Consider the following 13,140-nt stretch of genomic DNA (forward strand, 5'->3'; position numbering starts at 1 on the left):
AAGTTCAGAATTTTGAGGGACTTATTGCTAAATCTAGATTTTAGTATAAGTTTTAACTACTTGCACTTTTGATTAGATTATTACAACTAAAAAGTTATCTTCAGATTATAGGCTTTATAAGTTCTGTGTGAGCTTACTAAAAATGCCACATTGTAACTAAGTAAGAAAGATTAATTATTCGTAGGTTGTGTTAGAGGAACGTAACGCATCAATAAAAAAGTTCGCAAAATCCTCATTGATATAGCAATGATAGTTGAAGAAAAGTAAAGAAATATAGTGGATAATTGCGTAGTATTGATATATAGTTATTATTCTTAACATAAATAAATATTATCACTTTAAATTTTCATAATGCAATTAATTAATTCTGAGTGGACAATAACTGAAGAAGAAGTAGCTAGAAAAGCTTTTGATATTGCCTATAAGCGAGAAATTAGTTCTCTGATCGATTCAGTCCGTTACAAAGCTAGCAATTTAGCTGAAATTGATGACATGTGGCGTTTGCACGACTTTTTAAGTGTGAAGCGTCATGAAGTCGATGGTCGATATGACTATCACTTGCCCATGCTAGTTTTTGTGTTTGCAGGATTAGTTAAGGATGGCTGGTTGAACCTGAGTGAATTGGAAGGTTTAAATACCGATAAAATCGCCAAGATTGCAGCACTTGCATGTATGTAAACGATAAAAGAGAATTTCTAAAAGATAGATTTTTATTAAGTTTTAATAAAAATCTATCTTTTAGAAGAGCGATATCTATGTCTACCGACATAATTATTAGAATAAATCAAAATTTAAAAATGTGAAGGTGTCTCTTCATATTTGCTTTGTATATTTGATCACAACACCTTAATAAACATGATAATTACTTTGCTCAGTCTAGTAACCGTCGTGTTTATTAAACCGTTTTACTTTGTTAAATAGATAATTTGTTAAGCGGATTAGTTTAACAAAGCAAAACTTAATATCTACCCTTAGAGGTTTTGTAAGTGTAAACACTGTATGAGTATATATATCTAAAGGAAATTCAAACATCATAGATATACATAGTCATTGTTGTTCAGGCTACATCTAATTAAACGATTCTAGCGGAAACCTTTTGCTTACAAAGCTTGTAGCATCTTTTCTCGAATCTTTATACTAGATTTTAATTTTAATCTTAAGATTTTATATTCTTAAGTATAGAGCTAGCTTTTTCTGTATACGAAAGTACGAACTCAAATCATCATAGTTGAACCCAAAAAACACCCATGACATACACAATTAACTCAGCCAGAAGCATTTTCCCTAGCACATTAGCAGCTGATGTTGTACCTGCTACCACAGCTCGGTTTAATCAACTTAGTCCTGAAGATCAACTCGCTTGGATTTGGTTTACTTACCTTGAGATGGGTAAGACTGTAACGATCGCTGCTCCAGGTGCTGCAAGTATGCAACTAGCTGAGTTGACCTTGAATGAAATCAAGAAAATGAGTTTTCAGCAACAAACTCAGGTTATGTGTGACTTGGCAAATCGTGCTGACACTCCTATTTGTCGGACTTATGCAATCTGGTCTCAAAACATTAAACTAGGCTTCTGGTATCAACTGGGACAGTGGATGGAAGAAGGAATTGTTGCACCAATTCCCGAAGGTTACAAACTCTCGGCGAATGCTTCAGCAGTTTTGGAAACTCTTAAAGGTTTAGAGCCAGGACAACAAATCACAATTCTCCGTAATTCAGTTGTGGATATGGGTTATGACCCTAATAAATTGGGTGAATATACTCGCGTTGCTGAGCCAGTTGTAGCTCCACAAGAAATGTCTAAGCGCACTCAAGTAAGTATTGAAGGTGTAAACAACCCCACAATTCTGTCTTACATGAATAACATGAATGCCAATGACTTTGATGCTCTAATTGCTCTATTTCTCCCAGATGGTGCTTTACAGCCTCCTTTCCAGAGACCAATTGTTGGTAAAGATGCAGTTCTGAGATTTTTTAAAGAAGAATGTCAAAATCTTGTGCTTGTGCCAGAAAAAGGTGTTTCTGAGCCAGCAGATGGTGGTTATACCCAAATCAAGATTACTGGTAAAGTGCAAACTCCTTGGTTCGGATCTGGCGTTGGCATGAATATTGCTTGGCGTTTTCTGCTTGATCCTGACAGCAAAATCTTCTTTGTAGCGATCGACTTGCTTGCATCTCCTAAAGAGTTACTGAACTTCGCTCGTTAGTTTTAGTTACATTTTGAAAAAAGCCGCGCGATCGCGCGGCTTTTTTCAAAATTTCTTTGGGTAAAAAAAAAGTGCATAGCGCTGTAATATGCAAATGTTTATTTCACAACAAAAGGTATTGGTAGCGGATGACTGGAGCGGATTACTAATAGCCATACTTATTATTGGTCTATGGTTTGTCAGCCTATTTGAACTACTCACAATTCCAATCTCAAATACTTCTTGGTTCTGGTTGATTAGCGCGGTTTTGGTACGGACTTATTTGCATACAGGATTATTTATTCTTGCCCATGATGCTATTCATGGCAATTTAGTTGCCCATAATCGCAATCTCAACCATCTGATAGGGCGATTTGCAGTTATTACCTATGGATTTTTATCCTACGACCTCTGTTTTAAAAATCATTTTAAACACCATCGCTCTCCTTCTCAAAGTAGCGATCCTGATTTTCATGGCAGTGCAGCTAACCCAGTACTTTGGTACTGCAAGTTCATTTATGAATATTTCCCAAGGCGATCGCTGATCATTTTTTTAGTAAATATGATCCTAATTGCTATTGTCTCAACAACAATTTTCCATACCCCATTGTCAAATTTGATATTTTTTGGACTGCTACCCCTAATTTTGAGTTCCTTGCAGTTGTTCTTTTTTGGTACTTACCTCCCCCACCACCAAGTTTACGGCAACCCTAATTTTTCTCCTCGTTTACAAAGTAGTTATGGCTCTAATCTATGGTCATTTTTTAGCTGCTATAACTTTGGTCATTACCACTGGGAACATCATCAATATCCTAAAACCCCTTGGTATCGACTACCTCAAGCTCATAAAAACTAAGAAAGAGAGCTTTGCTCTCTTTCTTAGTTTTTAGTCAAAAGATAAGGGTTGGCACAAAGAGCCAACCCTTATCTTTTAGAGTTTGATTTGTTCTAGCTATTGCTTTCACTGCTATACCAGAGATTTATTGAAAGTGTTGCAAATCAACACTTTCAACAGCAATTCTCATTATGAAACCGATTTTTATAATTAGAATTGCTGCACTTTCAATAAAAACTATAAGAAGTTCAAGAAGTTTGAGCCTTAAGCCATGCCCAAGGTACAGTAAGCATTTTGTTAGAATTAGGCACAAAAGCACGCTGCTTAAAAACTTCGTAGTGATTTCGTTCGATCGCTTTTAAAATATTGCGATACAAAATTAGAGAAGACCATACTGGCCATCGAGCATCCCGACATAATGCCGAAATACCATCCTCAGCATGTTGATAAAACTGTCGTGCTCTCTGAATTTGAAAACGCATCAACTCAATCCAACGCTCATCAACCGTACCGCTTAATAAATCTTTTTCGGTATAGTCAAAATAATGCAGATCCTCAAGGGGCAAATAAATTCGTCCTCGCTGAGCATCTTCACCAATATCACGCAAAATATTAGTTAACTGCATGGCAATACCTAAGGCGATCGCCGCCTCAGTTGCCGTACTGATTACCGATGGATCTTTAGTCTCAAAGCCCATAATTGCTGCCGACATCAAGCCCACAGTGCCTGCAACGCGGTAGCAATACAAATGCAGATCATCAAAGGTTTGGTAGCGATCGTATTTTAAATCCATTCGCATTCCAGAAATCATATCTTTGAAAGGCTGAATTGGCATCGGGTACTTCTGGACAGTATCGGCTAAGGCAATATCTGAGGCATGGATAGGATCGCCACGGAACGTCGCCTCTAACTGTTTTTCCCAGTTAAAAAGCGTTTCGGCATCGGTGCTTTCTGCCTGCATACCGTCTACAAGCTCATCAGTACGACGACACCAAGCATAAATCGCCCAAGTAGCTCGCCGTTTTGCTTCAGACATCAGCATCGTACCAAGATAAAAAGTCTTGGCGTACTTTGCCGTGATGCAACGACAAATCTCGTAGGCTTCCTCCAGACTGACTGGCTGACGCATTCCCATCGACTTAGGCACTGACGACAGATGGATTTGACTGGTTTTGGTTAGAGGTTCGACCAAGGACTTTACTTCCAGAAGATTGACTTGCTTTATGAATTTCCTGTGCTGTTAGCTTACCAGAAAGTACCGCCCCTTCCATACTGCCAAAAAAGGGCTGGGCTGTATAGCTACCTGACAAAAAGAAATTAGTGATCGGCGTTGCTTGACTAGGACGGAACTGCTCACGGTTTGGAGTAGCGGTATAAATTGATCTCGGAGTCTTGACGACATGAGACTTTAAGACTTTTGCAGGACTGGGGAGATGCTGCGGAAATAGTTTCGCAAGTTCATTCAGCGTTGCTTCCACGATTTCGCTATTGGGACGATCAATCCAATCGGCAGCAGGGGCAAATACTAGCTCTAGCATCGATTTATCAGGGTCAGCATATTCCTTACAGGAGTTACTCATATCGGAGTATACGCTGAGCAGGGGCGATCGCGAAAATAGGGTGTGATCAATATCCGTAAGCTTGCGATCAAACCAGATCTGCACACTAATTACGGGTACACCTTCTAGATGATCTAGCTGTTTAAAATAGGGCAAGCCTTGCCAAGTTGAGGGGATGTAATTTTTAAAAGCATCCACTGACATCGCCGAAACGTATGCATCCGCGTAAACCTCACGACTGGGTGAACCATCTGTGCTTTGGATGATCAACTTTTCGATATTGCCATCTTGATCGGTGACAATTTCCTTGAGGGAAACTCCTGTATGGACTTCGCCGCCTCTTGCCACGACATGATCAACGATCGGCTGACAGAGACGCTCAGGAGGTGCGCCATCGAGGTAGGCAATTTTCGAGCCGTCCTTTTGTTGGAGAAACTTATTGAGGGCGCGGAGGGGAATCGTTGCCGAAATTACATTGGGATCGATAAATTTGAGGGATTTGCAAACGGCAATAAAAATGTCAGTGGTGATGTCCTTGCCGATGCCACGCATCTCTAGCCATTCCTCAAAGGTATATTTGTCCATCGACACAACATAGTCATCACCACGAATAATCGCAGGAATTAGCCCGATCGCAAACCGAATCTTTTGATTCCAAGTGAGCATATCGTTGTTGCGAAGAATCGAGGTAATGATATTGAAAGGAGCGGGGATATTAGGTACGTCAAACCATGACAATACCCCAGGCTTTTCAGGTTGATTAAAAATTAAAGCATGGCGTTTCCATTGCAGGCGATCGAGGATATTTAGCTCACCCATCAGTTGCAACATATTTGGATAAGCGCCAAAAAAATTATGTAGCCCTGTTTCGATCCAGTCGCCATCGGCATCTTTCCATGCTGCTACCAAGCCGCCGAGAACGTTACTGCGCTCTAGCAAAATCGGCTGATGTCCTAAATCCACCAAATACTTGGCACAGGATAATCCTGCTAACCCTCCTCCAGCGATCGCAACGCGCATACTTTTTCAATACCTATACGTTTAATTTTTTATGTTTAATTATCTCCATCTTACTTTGCAAAGCTTAATAATTCACTAAATTTTGTTAGTAAAACCCAGAAAGTAGAGTGGAGCGCTTAGCACCCCACCCTACTTTCTGGGTTTTATATGTATGAATCATTGGATAATCGCATTTTTGTTTTAAGATGGCGATCAGCACTTCAATCTTAGCCAGTATGGTAAAAAGCCTCATTGATTCCCCTGAGATCTCTAGTAAGTCATCTCGCAAATTATGGATGGCGGCGATTAAGTTCCCGATGTATAGTGTGGCGATCGTGCCGATCGCTACGGGTACGGCTGTCGCTTATCGCAATACAGGGGCGATTAACTGGAGTATTTTTTTCATGTTTCTGGTTTCCGCAGTTTTGATTTTAGTCTGGGAAAATCTCTGCAATGATGTATTTGACGCGGAAACAGGTATTGATATCAATAAGGCGCATTCAGTTGTCAATCTCACGGGCAAGAAGAATTTAATCTTTGCGATCGCCAATATTTGTCTGCTCCTCGGCATTAGTGGCGTATTTGCAATTTCTTGGATACAGCAAGATATTGTGGTGGTTAGTGCGATCGCCCTTTGCTGTTTTCTCGGCTATATTTACCAAGGTCCCCCATTTCGGTTGGGATATCAAGGGTGGGGTGAAGTTTTATGCTTTTTTGCCTTTGGTCCCTTAGGAGTTTCGGCGGCTTATTATAGTCAAACTAAATCTTGGTCAATTGGCTCGATCGCCGCAGCGATTATTGTCGGAATTATTACTAGCCTGATTTTGTTCTGTTCTCATTTCAATCAAGTTGCCGATGATCTTGCCGCAGGTAAGCGATCGCCTGTTGTGCGCCTAGGAACTAAGCGCTCAGCACAACTTTTACCTTGGATCTGTGCTGTGATCTATGGGATTGCGATCGTCGCGATCGTCCTTGATTTTTTCCCCATCTGGACTGCGATCGTCTTAATTAGCTTACCGATAGCATGGAAACTCTGTACATTTATTAGCGAAAACCATGAACGCGCCGAGCGTTTACTCAACTATCGCTTTATCGCTGTTGCCTTACATTTTGTCATTGGTTCATGTCTTAGTGTGAGCTTAATTTTGTAATCTTGTTACTTACTGATGTTACGTATGACAAATGTCATCATAATGTTTCTATGTCGACTTCAAAGAGGATTTGGAGACCAAATTCCTACATATTTGTAAAAGTAGTTGCTTGGTCTTCAAGCCCAAATCTCAGCGTTCCACGTAACATTAGTTACTTAATCAATAAGGATAATTTTTATATTTCATAGAAACCAAACTCTTTCCTGATTTGAGAGGTAATCAATCTAAAACGAGTCAAATGTTTTAGATTTGCAATGAGATTAGATTTAGGGACTATATCTTTATAAAAAGGAGCAACAGCAAGATTATTTTCTCCATTAGCTCTACTATAAATCGCACCACAAAAAGGAATATTATTTAAAACAATTTCATGTGCAGGTAAGCTTGTACATCTATGATCATAGAAATCCTCTTCTATAAAAAGACAGTTAAATAAATCTGGCTTAATAATTACAGAGCTTCCACAATATTGTCCAAAGTCCTTACGCAGATAATATAAATACTTGTTTTGAAATTCGTGTATATATCCCCTGTTGATGATCCAACCAGTTTGTTCAGAGTTTTTCTTTACAAATTCTGCAATTTTATTACTTATTAGGTCATCCGCATCAACTGCCATGACATGGGAAGGACTGAGCTGTTTACTTCTTTCCAATCCAATGGTTAATTTTTTTGACATATCCTTATGTCCTATAAACCACTCTCCAACAGGAATAGGCAAATCTACTTCTACATATTCTACAAATTGCGTATTGAAGTTAATGTTCGGTTTTTCGTTACAGACAACAACTATGTGGAAATCATTGCAGGTTTGCCCACATATAGATCTCAAAGTTCTTTCAAAAAGGGTACTAGTTAATTCCCAAGATTTTGCGTATTTAGCGCTTTTCAAAGGTACTATAAATACAATCATAGTTATATTATTGTTAATTAGAGTAATTAGTTAAGTTGAAAAATCTATCGATTATTATACATAAGAGATTCATTGGTTAATAAAGTATCAAAAAAGTGAATCTGGAAATCTGAGATTTAATGAAATTAGCTATACTTTATTAGCTTGCTAGTCTCTAAGCTATTATCCGCGATGCTAGTGTTTGGAAAATCTATTTTTCATTAAAAAACTTTTGCCTATGCTCATAAGTAAAATTGTTGCATTAAGAAGCGAAGAAACACTAAAAATAAATTTATTATTAAAAACAGGCGCATTATCATTAAAGCACAAGAATACTAAAATTTACAAGAAGCTTATCTTTCCTGACTATAAATTTTATTCTACACAGACAAAAGCTCATGGCATCATCAATATCCGTATGTATCCCAACATATAAGAGACCAGATTTTCTTAAAGAAGCATTGGATTCAGTACTAGCTCAAACTTTACAACCAATTGAAATCATAATTGGTGATGACTCTAATGATGACTTAACCGAAAAACTCGTTGTAGATATTAAGAAAAGTTGTGAAATTCCGATCTTTTATACAAGGCATTCTCCTTCCTTAGGACAAGCAGAAAATATCAACTTCCTATATGAGAATTCAAAAGGCGATAAACTTGTTCTATTGCACGATGATGATTTGTTACTGCCAAACGCACTAGAAGACTTAAATAGTTGTTGGAATCTTCATCCAGATTTAGTAGCTGCATATGGCAAACAATACATAATTTCAGAGGATGGTGATGTTGATGTGGAGGCTAGCACTGGGCTTAATCAAATGTTCTTTCGTACCGATAAGCAAGAAGGGATCCAGCCTTCTTCATTAGAGGCTGCGATATTACATCAATTTCCAAGTGATTGCTATATGGTTCTTGCTTCCGCAGCTAAGTCTATTAACTACCGATCCCATCAAGAAGTAGGAACAGCCTGCGATTTTGATTTTAGCTTTCGACTTAGCTTGAAATATTCAAACTTCTTTTTTCTGAACAAATACACTGCAAAATACCGACTTAGTGAAGCCTCAGTTTCTAAAAGCTCAGATGATGATGCAGCGGCTCAGTCTTTTTACCAAATACTCAACACTGATGTGCCTAAAGAAATAGCTTGGGCTAAAGATTACGAACTCAATCGCTCCGCACCGATCGCTATCAAGCAACTGACTAATTTAGGTCGGCGGGAAGAAGCTTTAGACATTTATTTCAGCAAATATCATCCCTTGACCAGTCGGATTAGCTTAGGGGGAGTTCGTAGACTACTTAAATTGTTTTTACCTCAAGCAATAGGGAAATTAATCTAGTCTATAGGAGTTTTTTTTAATGAATAAGGTTCAACATTGCACAATAGGAATATCTTCTGTGGGTGGAATTGAGTCCTATGTAAATAGCCTTTTGACTTCGCTACCAGATATGTTTGATCGAAATTTCATCAGCTCTTTGGATGATGTTGATCAAAGTCAATGTACATTACTCCATGTGCATGATGCCAAAATGCTTAAATCCATAACCAACAAATGTCCTGTTGTTTACACTGTGCATAACCATAACTTCTACTGTCCTAGTGGTTCTATGTATCTATATGGACAAGCAAAAGTATGCGATCGGAAAATGAGTGTACTTGGCTGCACTTGGGGAAAGTTGATTGATGGTTGTGGTAGTCGTAGACCCGAAGAAATTATTGGTAGCTTTAAGAGAGCTTATAGTGAGCTAGAAGCAATCAAAAACTTGGGAATTACTGTGATTGCGAATAGTGATTATGTTCAATCACAATTAATAGCAAATGGATTACCTAAATCTCAGACAGTCACGCTAAGATGTGGCATTGCTGCACCTCAAAGCAATCATATCCCCCTAAATGAATCCATCCATGACCAACAGCGCATCTTGTTTGTGGGTAGGATAGTGCCAGAGAAGGGGCTGGATTGGTTACTAAGAACGATGCCTCTTTTAGATCCTTGTATTCATCTTGACATTGCAGGTGAAGGGTGGGCAATGCCTCAAGTTCGGAAGTTGGCAGAGGATTTGAATATTGGCGATCGCTTAACTTGGCATGGATGGTGTCAAAGCGAGAAGCTAGAGGAGCTTTATCGTCAAAGCTTTGCTGTAATTTTTCCTAGTGTTTGGCCAGAGCCTGCGGGATTAGTAACTTTAGAAGCCTATGCAAGATTTCGCCCAGTAATTGCTAGTAACGTTGGCGGTATCCCTGAACATGTTCAGGATGGGAAAACAGGAATTTTAGTGGAGCCAAATAATAGGCAAGCGTTAGCCGCAGCAATCACCGATTTGGCTCATGATTTTGATAAAGCACGTGAGATTGGTATAGCTGGCAATAATTTATTTCACTCGGAATTTACGCTTGCTATTCATGCTCAAAGATTGCAAGAAATTTATGATTTAGCGATCGCTAAGTTTCATAAATCTTTTTGATAAAAGCCTGTCTGTGGCAGGCTTTTATCAAAATCTTTAAGCTTGTTTCGCTTCTGAGCCATCAATGATGCGTTGGAATAGATAGCCTGTCCCACGAGCCGTCAAGATTAATTCAGGGTTGCTAGGATCTTCTTCGAGTTTTGCTCTCAGACGAGAAATATGGACATCGACAACGCGAGTATCCACATGGCGTTCTGGTGTATATCCCCAGACCTCTTGCAAAATTTCTGCTCTCGAAAAAGCTTCACCCGATCGTCCGACCAATAGCTCTAATAAACTAAACTCCATACCCGTCAAACGGATACGCTCATCGGACTTATAGACTTGACGCTTGTTAGTATCAATCTTGATCGTGTTGATATGGATCACGCCAGAACTGGGGATGCCTGATGTGCCATTGCGATCAAATCGCCGCAACACTGAACGAATTCGCGCTTCTAATTCCTTTGGTGAAAAAGGCTTAACAACGTAATCATCTGCACCTAATTCGAGTCCAGTAATGCGATCGGCAACATCACCTAAAGCGGTCAGCATGATAATCGGGATATCCGATTCTTTGCGAAGCTCTTGACATACCCCGTAGCCGTCGAGCTTTGGCATCATTACATCAAGAACCACCAAGTCAGGGTTTTCTTTATGAAAAACTTCGATCGCTTCTTCGCCATCTGCGGCGGTGACGACCTCGTAACCGATCATCGACAGACGTGTTTCCAGAATTCGACGGATACTAGCTTCGTCGTCTACAACTAGAATTTTTTCCTTATGGTTTTCCAAGCCAGTTTACACTCCACTATGTTGCTAGCTGCAATTCAGTAAAATTTTATAATTTTACATATTTATTTAACTAAGTTTACAAGAAATCGGTCGTTACAATCCGAAAACAAAACTTAAAGTTTCAGAATAAACTTAATCTATGCTTTGTGGTGTCGCTCAGCAATTTTGACTATGAAACTGATTTTGGTATTTCCAGCGCCTTCGGCGCTGGAAATACCAAAATCAGTTTTTTAAGTACCTGTGTGAAATAAATTACCAAAACCCGTAAAGTTGCGCCACCGAAGGGCGCAACTTTACGGGTTTTGCTTTGTAACTAATTATGCCTAGCTACTTATAGCTATAGCCACCTGTATCAGGACAAATCAAAACCCAAATAGTGTGAGGCGGCGCTTCGCGCCGCCTCACACTATTTGGGTTTTATGTCCTAACAAGAATGGCGACAGCTATATAATGAGAATTGCTGGATGTCGCTTCTTTAGAGATTTTATGTGAGTGATTGCGATAAAATTGTGTGAAGTTTTATGCACAATGAGGATTTTGCGATTATGACTGAACCAACTCAAGTACCACAAGCTACTGATCCCAAAATGGGATTTAACACCTATGCAGAAAGGTTAAATGGTAGAGCCGCTATGGTTGGTTTTATCATTGCCGTTGCGATCGAGCTTTTCACTGGTAAAGGTTTGTTAGCATGGCTAGGTCTAATTGATATAGGCTAATGAAATAAGGGCGCTTTGCGCCCTTATTTCCGCTTCTAGTTTTTTTAATTTTTTTTTAGTTATGGCATCTGGCAAAATCGAGAACTCTCTGTACTGGATTGCGGCAATTTTGGGATTAGTTCTCGATCAAGCCTCCAAATATTTAGTTGTGCAATATCTCAAACCCCTAAAATCAGTTCCCTTGATTAATGGGGTATTTCATTTTACCTACGCGACCAACACAGGTGCGGCTTTTAGCTTGTTTAGTGGTCAGATTGATTGGCTCAAATGGGTATCGATGATTGTGAGTTTGGGGCTAGTAGCCTTTGGGATTTTTGGTAAAAACTTAAATCGCTGGGAGCAGGTTGGCTATGGTTGCATTTTGGCGGGAGCCGCAGGTAATGGAATTGATCGCTTTGTGGCTGGCTATGTAGTTGACTTTATTGATATACGGATTATTCGCTTTGCGATTTTTAATATTGCCGATATCTCTATTAATGTTGGCTTGGCTTGTCTAGCGATCGCGGTTTTATTTGTAACCAAACCATCCAAGTCAAAAAACTAGATAAAAATATGAGCCGATGAAAAGCAGCCACAGGCTGCTTTTCATCGGCTCATATTTTAGTTTTTAATTTACAAAAGTGTCGTCACACTTTTGTAAATTAAAAACTAAACCTAATCCAAGAAAACAAAACGGCTACGCCGTTTTGTTTTCTTGGATTAGAGCGTGAAGCGCTATATTGCTAGTTAGAAGTTATTTGAGAGGCTTAAGAGTATGGCAAATTCCCCAAAAATTGTAGTCGTTACTAATGGCAAAGGGGGGGTGGGTAAAACAACAACAGCGATCGCCTTAGCAGGTATCTTGGCTCAGGACACAAAAGTATTAGTCGTGGATGCTGACATCCAAGGAAGCTTGTCTTGGTGGGTAGGACGTAGCAACAAGGACATGGGTTTTGATATTGCCAAAGAAATTGATCCGACTCATTTAAAAAAACTACCGAAACTCAGCAGTTACGATCTAGTATTGGTAGATACACCACCTGCGCTACATTCCCACGCACTTGCCACGGTTGTCGCGATCGCTGATTATTTGGTTTTGCCAAGTCCACCTGCTCCGATGGATTTAACAGCTCTAATTGATACTGTTAAAAGTACAGTGCGACCTGCTCAAGTTCCCCATCGAGTTCTCCTCACCCGTGTTGATCCGCGATGTCTGAACGAAGCGCTTGAAGCTCAAAATACTCTACTAGAGGTGGGAGTACCTGTTTTTCATGCATTTGTGAGAGCTTACAAAGCCCATGAACGCGCTGCTTTAGAAGGGAAATTGGTTACAGAATGGAAAGGCAAAAATGCTAGAGAAGCGGAAGCAGACTATCGACGTGTAGTTGATGAGCTGCGTCGGGACATTTTAAAGTGATATGAGGTGTTAGTTACTATGCATCAAAGAATTAAATAAAAAATAAAAAACTATGTCAACTCTAAGTACAGGACAAAAATTTAATGGAGTTGAAGAAAGCCTCGGAATTGAGATGAAGGTCAAAGATGAAGTGACGCAGGAAATCAAAACCACGACGAAAAA

Annotated in this window: 13 protein-coding genes; 9 read left to right on the forward strand and 4 right to left on the reverse strand. The window is 39.5% G+C overall.

Annotated features, from left to right (window positions below):
• Window positions 1–351 precede the first annotated feature (351 nt).
• From H6G05_RS05485 to H6G05_RS05495, 3 genes are all read left to right on the forward strand, one after another.
• The gene (locus H6G05_RS05485) at window positions 352–678 is read left to right on the forward strand and encodes a hypothetical protein (RefSeq protein WP_190577011.1); all 327 of its coding nucleotides are present in this window, start codon (window positions 352–354) and stop codon (window positions 676–678) included.
• Window positions 679–1,247: 569 nt separating this feature from the next.
• Window positions 1,248–2,207 (forward strand): orange carotenoid protein N-terminal domain-containing protein, encoded by a 960-nt coding sequence (locus H6G05_RS05490; protein WP_190577012.1) that lies wholly within the window; start codon window positions 1,248–1,250, stop codon window positions 2,205–2,207.
• A gap of 88 nt (window positions 2,208–2,295) precedes the next feature.
• Window positions 2,296–3,042 (forward strand): fatty acid desaturase, encoded by a 747-nt coding sequence (locus tag H6G05_RS05495; protein ID WP_190577014.1) that lies wholly within the window; start codon window positions 2,296–2,298, stop codon window positions 3,040–3,042.
• A gap of 227 nt (window positions 3,043–3,269) precedes the next feature.
• On the opposite strand, the gene H6G05_RS05500 is transcribed toward H6G05_RS05495, so the two are convergent.
• On the reverse strand, window positions 3,270–4,151 hold the full coding sequence (locus H6G05_RS05500) for a phytoene synthase (RefSeq protein ID WP_322096329.1): 882 nt from the start codon (window positions 4,149–4,151) through the stop codon (window positions 3,270–3,272).
• Window positions 4,152–4,161: 10 nt separating this feature from the next.
• The gene (pds, locus tag H6G05_RS05505; RefSeq protein ID WP_190577016.1) at window positions 4,162–5,601 is read right to left on the reverse strand and encodes a 15-cis-phytoene desaturase; all 1,440 of its coding nucleotides are present in this window, start codon (window positions 5,599–5,601) and stop codon (window positions 4,162–4,164) included.
• 215 nt (window positions 5,602–5,816) lie between these two features.
• Here pds and menA point away from each other — a divergent pair, with 215 nt between their 5' ends.
• Complete coding sequence (menA, locus tag H6G05_RS05510) at window positions 5,817–6,731, forward strand: 2-carboxy-1,4-naphthoquinone phytyltransferase (protein ID WP_190577018.1); 915 nt, start codon at window positions 5,817–5,819, stop codon at window positions 6,729–6,731.
• Window positions 6,732–6,906: 175 nt separating this feature from the next.
• Here menA and H6G05_RS05515 read toward each other — a convergent pair whose 3' ends face one another.
• Window positions 6,907–7,644, reverse strand: a complete 738-nt coding sequence (locus H6G05_RS05515; protein ID WP_190577020.1) for a glycosyltransferase family 2 protein — start codon at window positions 7,642–7,644, stop codon at window positions 6,907–6,909.
• Between the two features lie 377 nt (window positions 7,645–8,021).
• On the opposite strand from H6G05_RS05515, the gene H6G05_RS05520 reads away from it, so the two are divergent.
• Together H6G05_RS05520 and H6G05_RS05525 are read left to right on the forward strand one after the other, a co-directional pair.
• The gene (locus H6G05_RS05520) at window positions 8,022–8,963 is read left to right on the forward strand and encodes a glycosyltransferase family 2 protein (protein ID WP_190577022.1); all 942 of its coding nucleotides are present in this window, start codon (window positions 8,022–8,024) and stop codon (window positions 8,961–8,963) included.
• A gap of 19 nt (window positions 8,964–8,982) precedes the next feature.
• Window positions 8,983–10,089, forward strand: coding sequence for a glycosyltransferase family 4 protein (locus H6G05_RS05525; RefSeq protein WP_190577024.1), 1,107 nt, complete (start codon window positions 8,983–8,985; stop codon window positions 10,087–10,089).
• 36 nt (window positions 10,090–10,125) lie between these two features.
• On the opposite strand, the gene rpaB is transcribed toward H6G05_RS05525, so the two are convergent.
• On the reverse strand, window positions 10,126–10,863 hold the full coding sequence (gene rpaB, locus H6G05_RS05530; RefSeq protein WP_094532609.1) for a response regulator transcription factor RpaB: 738 nt from the start codon (window positions 10,861–10,863) through the stop codon (window positions 10,126–10,128).
• Between the two features lie 545 nt (window positions 10,864–11,408).
• Here rpaB and H6G05_RS05535 point away from each other — a divergent pair.
• From H6G05_RS05535 to H6G05_RS05545, 3 genes are all read left to right on the forward strand, one after another.
• Window positions 11,409–11,582: a hypothetical protein gene (locus tag H6G05_RS05535; protein WP_094532635.1), complete on the forward strand. Its 174-nt coding sequence runs from the start codon at window positions 11,409–11,411 to the stop codon at window positions 11,580–11,582.
• Between the two features lie 61 nt (window positions 11,583–11,643).
• Window positions 11,644–12,126 carry a signal peptidase II gene (gene lspA, locus H6G05_RS05540; RefSeq protein ID WP_190577026.1) on the forward strand — a complete coding sequence of 161 codons (483 nt, stop codon included), beginning with the start codon at window positions 11,644–11,646 and terminating at the stop codon, window positions 12,124–12,126.
• Window positions 12,127–12,336: 210 nt separating this feature from the next.
• Window positions 12,337–12,978: a ParA family protein gene (locus H6G05_RS05545; protein WP_190577028.1), complete on the forward strand. Its 642-nt coding sequence runs from the start codon at window positions 12,337–12,339 to the stop codon at window positions 12,976–12,978.
• Window positions 12,979–13,140: the final 162 nt, after the last annotated feature.

The sequence above is a fragment of the Phormidium tenue FACHB-1050 genome (assembly GCF_014696925.1).
Taxonomy (GTDB): domain Bacteria; phylum Cyanobacteriota; class Cyanobacteriia; order Pseudanabaenales; family Pseudanabaenaceae; genus Pseudanabaena.

Coding starts and splice junctions, on each gene's coding strand:
- H6G05_RS05490 (WP_190577012.1), top strand. CDS start 1,248: ATGACATACACAATTAACTCAGCCAGAAGCATTTTCCCTAGCACATTA.
- H6G05_RS05525 (WP_190577024.1), top strand. CDS start 8,983: ATGAATAAGGTTCAACATTGCACAATAGGAATATCTTCTGTGGGTGGA.
- H6G05_RS05495 (WP_190577014.1), top strand. CDS start 2,296: ATGCAAATGTTTATTTCACAACAAAAGGTATTGGTAGCGGATGACTGG.
- lspA (WP_190577026.1), top strand. CDS start 11,644: ATGGCATCTGGCAAAATCGAGAACTCTCTGTACTGGATTGCGGCAATT.
- menA (WP_190577018.1), top strand. CDS start 5,817: ATGGTAAAAAGCCTCATTGATTCCCCTGAGATCTCTAGTAAGTCATCT.
- H6G05_RS05520 (WP_190577022.1), top strand. CDS start 8,022: ATGGCATCATCAATATCCGTATGTATCCCAACATATAAGAGACCAGAT.
- H6G05_RS05500 (WP_322096329.1), bottom strand. CDS start 4,151: ATGCGTCAGCCAGTCAGTCTGGAGGAAGCCTACGAGATTTGTCGTTGC.
- H6G05_RS05545 (WP_190577028.1), top strand. CDS start 12,337: ATGGCAAATTCCCCAAAAATTGTAGTCGTTACTAATGGCAAAGGGGGG.
- pds (WP_190577016.1), bottom strand. CDS start 5,601: ATGCGCGTTGCGATCGCTGGAGGAGGGTTAGCAGGATTATCCTGTGCC.
- H6G05_RS05485 (WP_190577011.1), top strand. CDS start 352: ATGCAATTAATTAATTCTGAGTGGACAATAACTGAAGAAGAAGTAGCT.
- H6G05_RS05515 (WP_190577020.1), bottom strand. CDS start 7,644: ATGATTGTATTTATAGTACCTTTGAAAAGCGCTAAATACGCAAAATCT.
- H6G05_RS05535 (WP_094532635.1), top strand. CDS start 11,409: ATGACTGAACCAACTCAAGTACCACAAGCTACTGATCCCAAAATGGGA.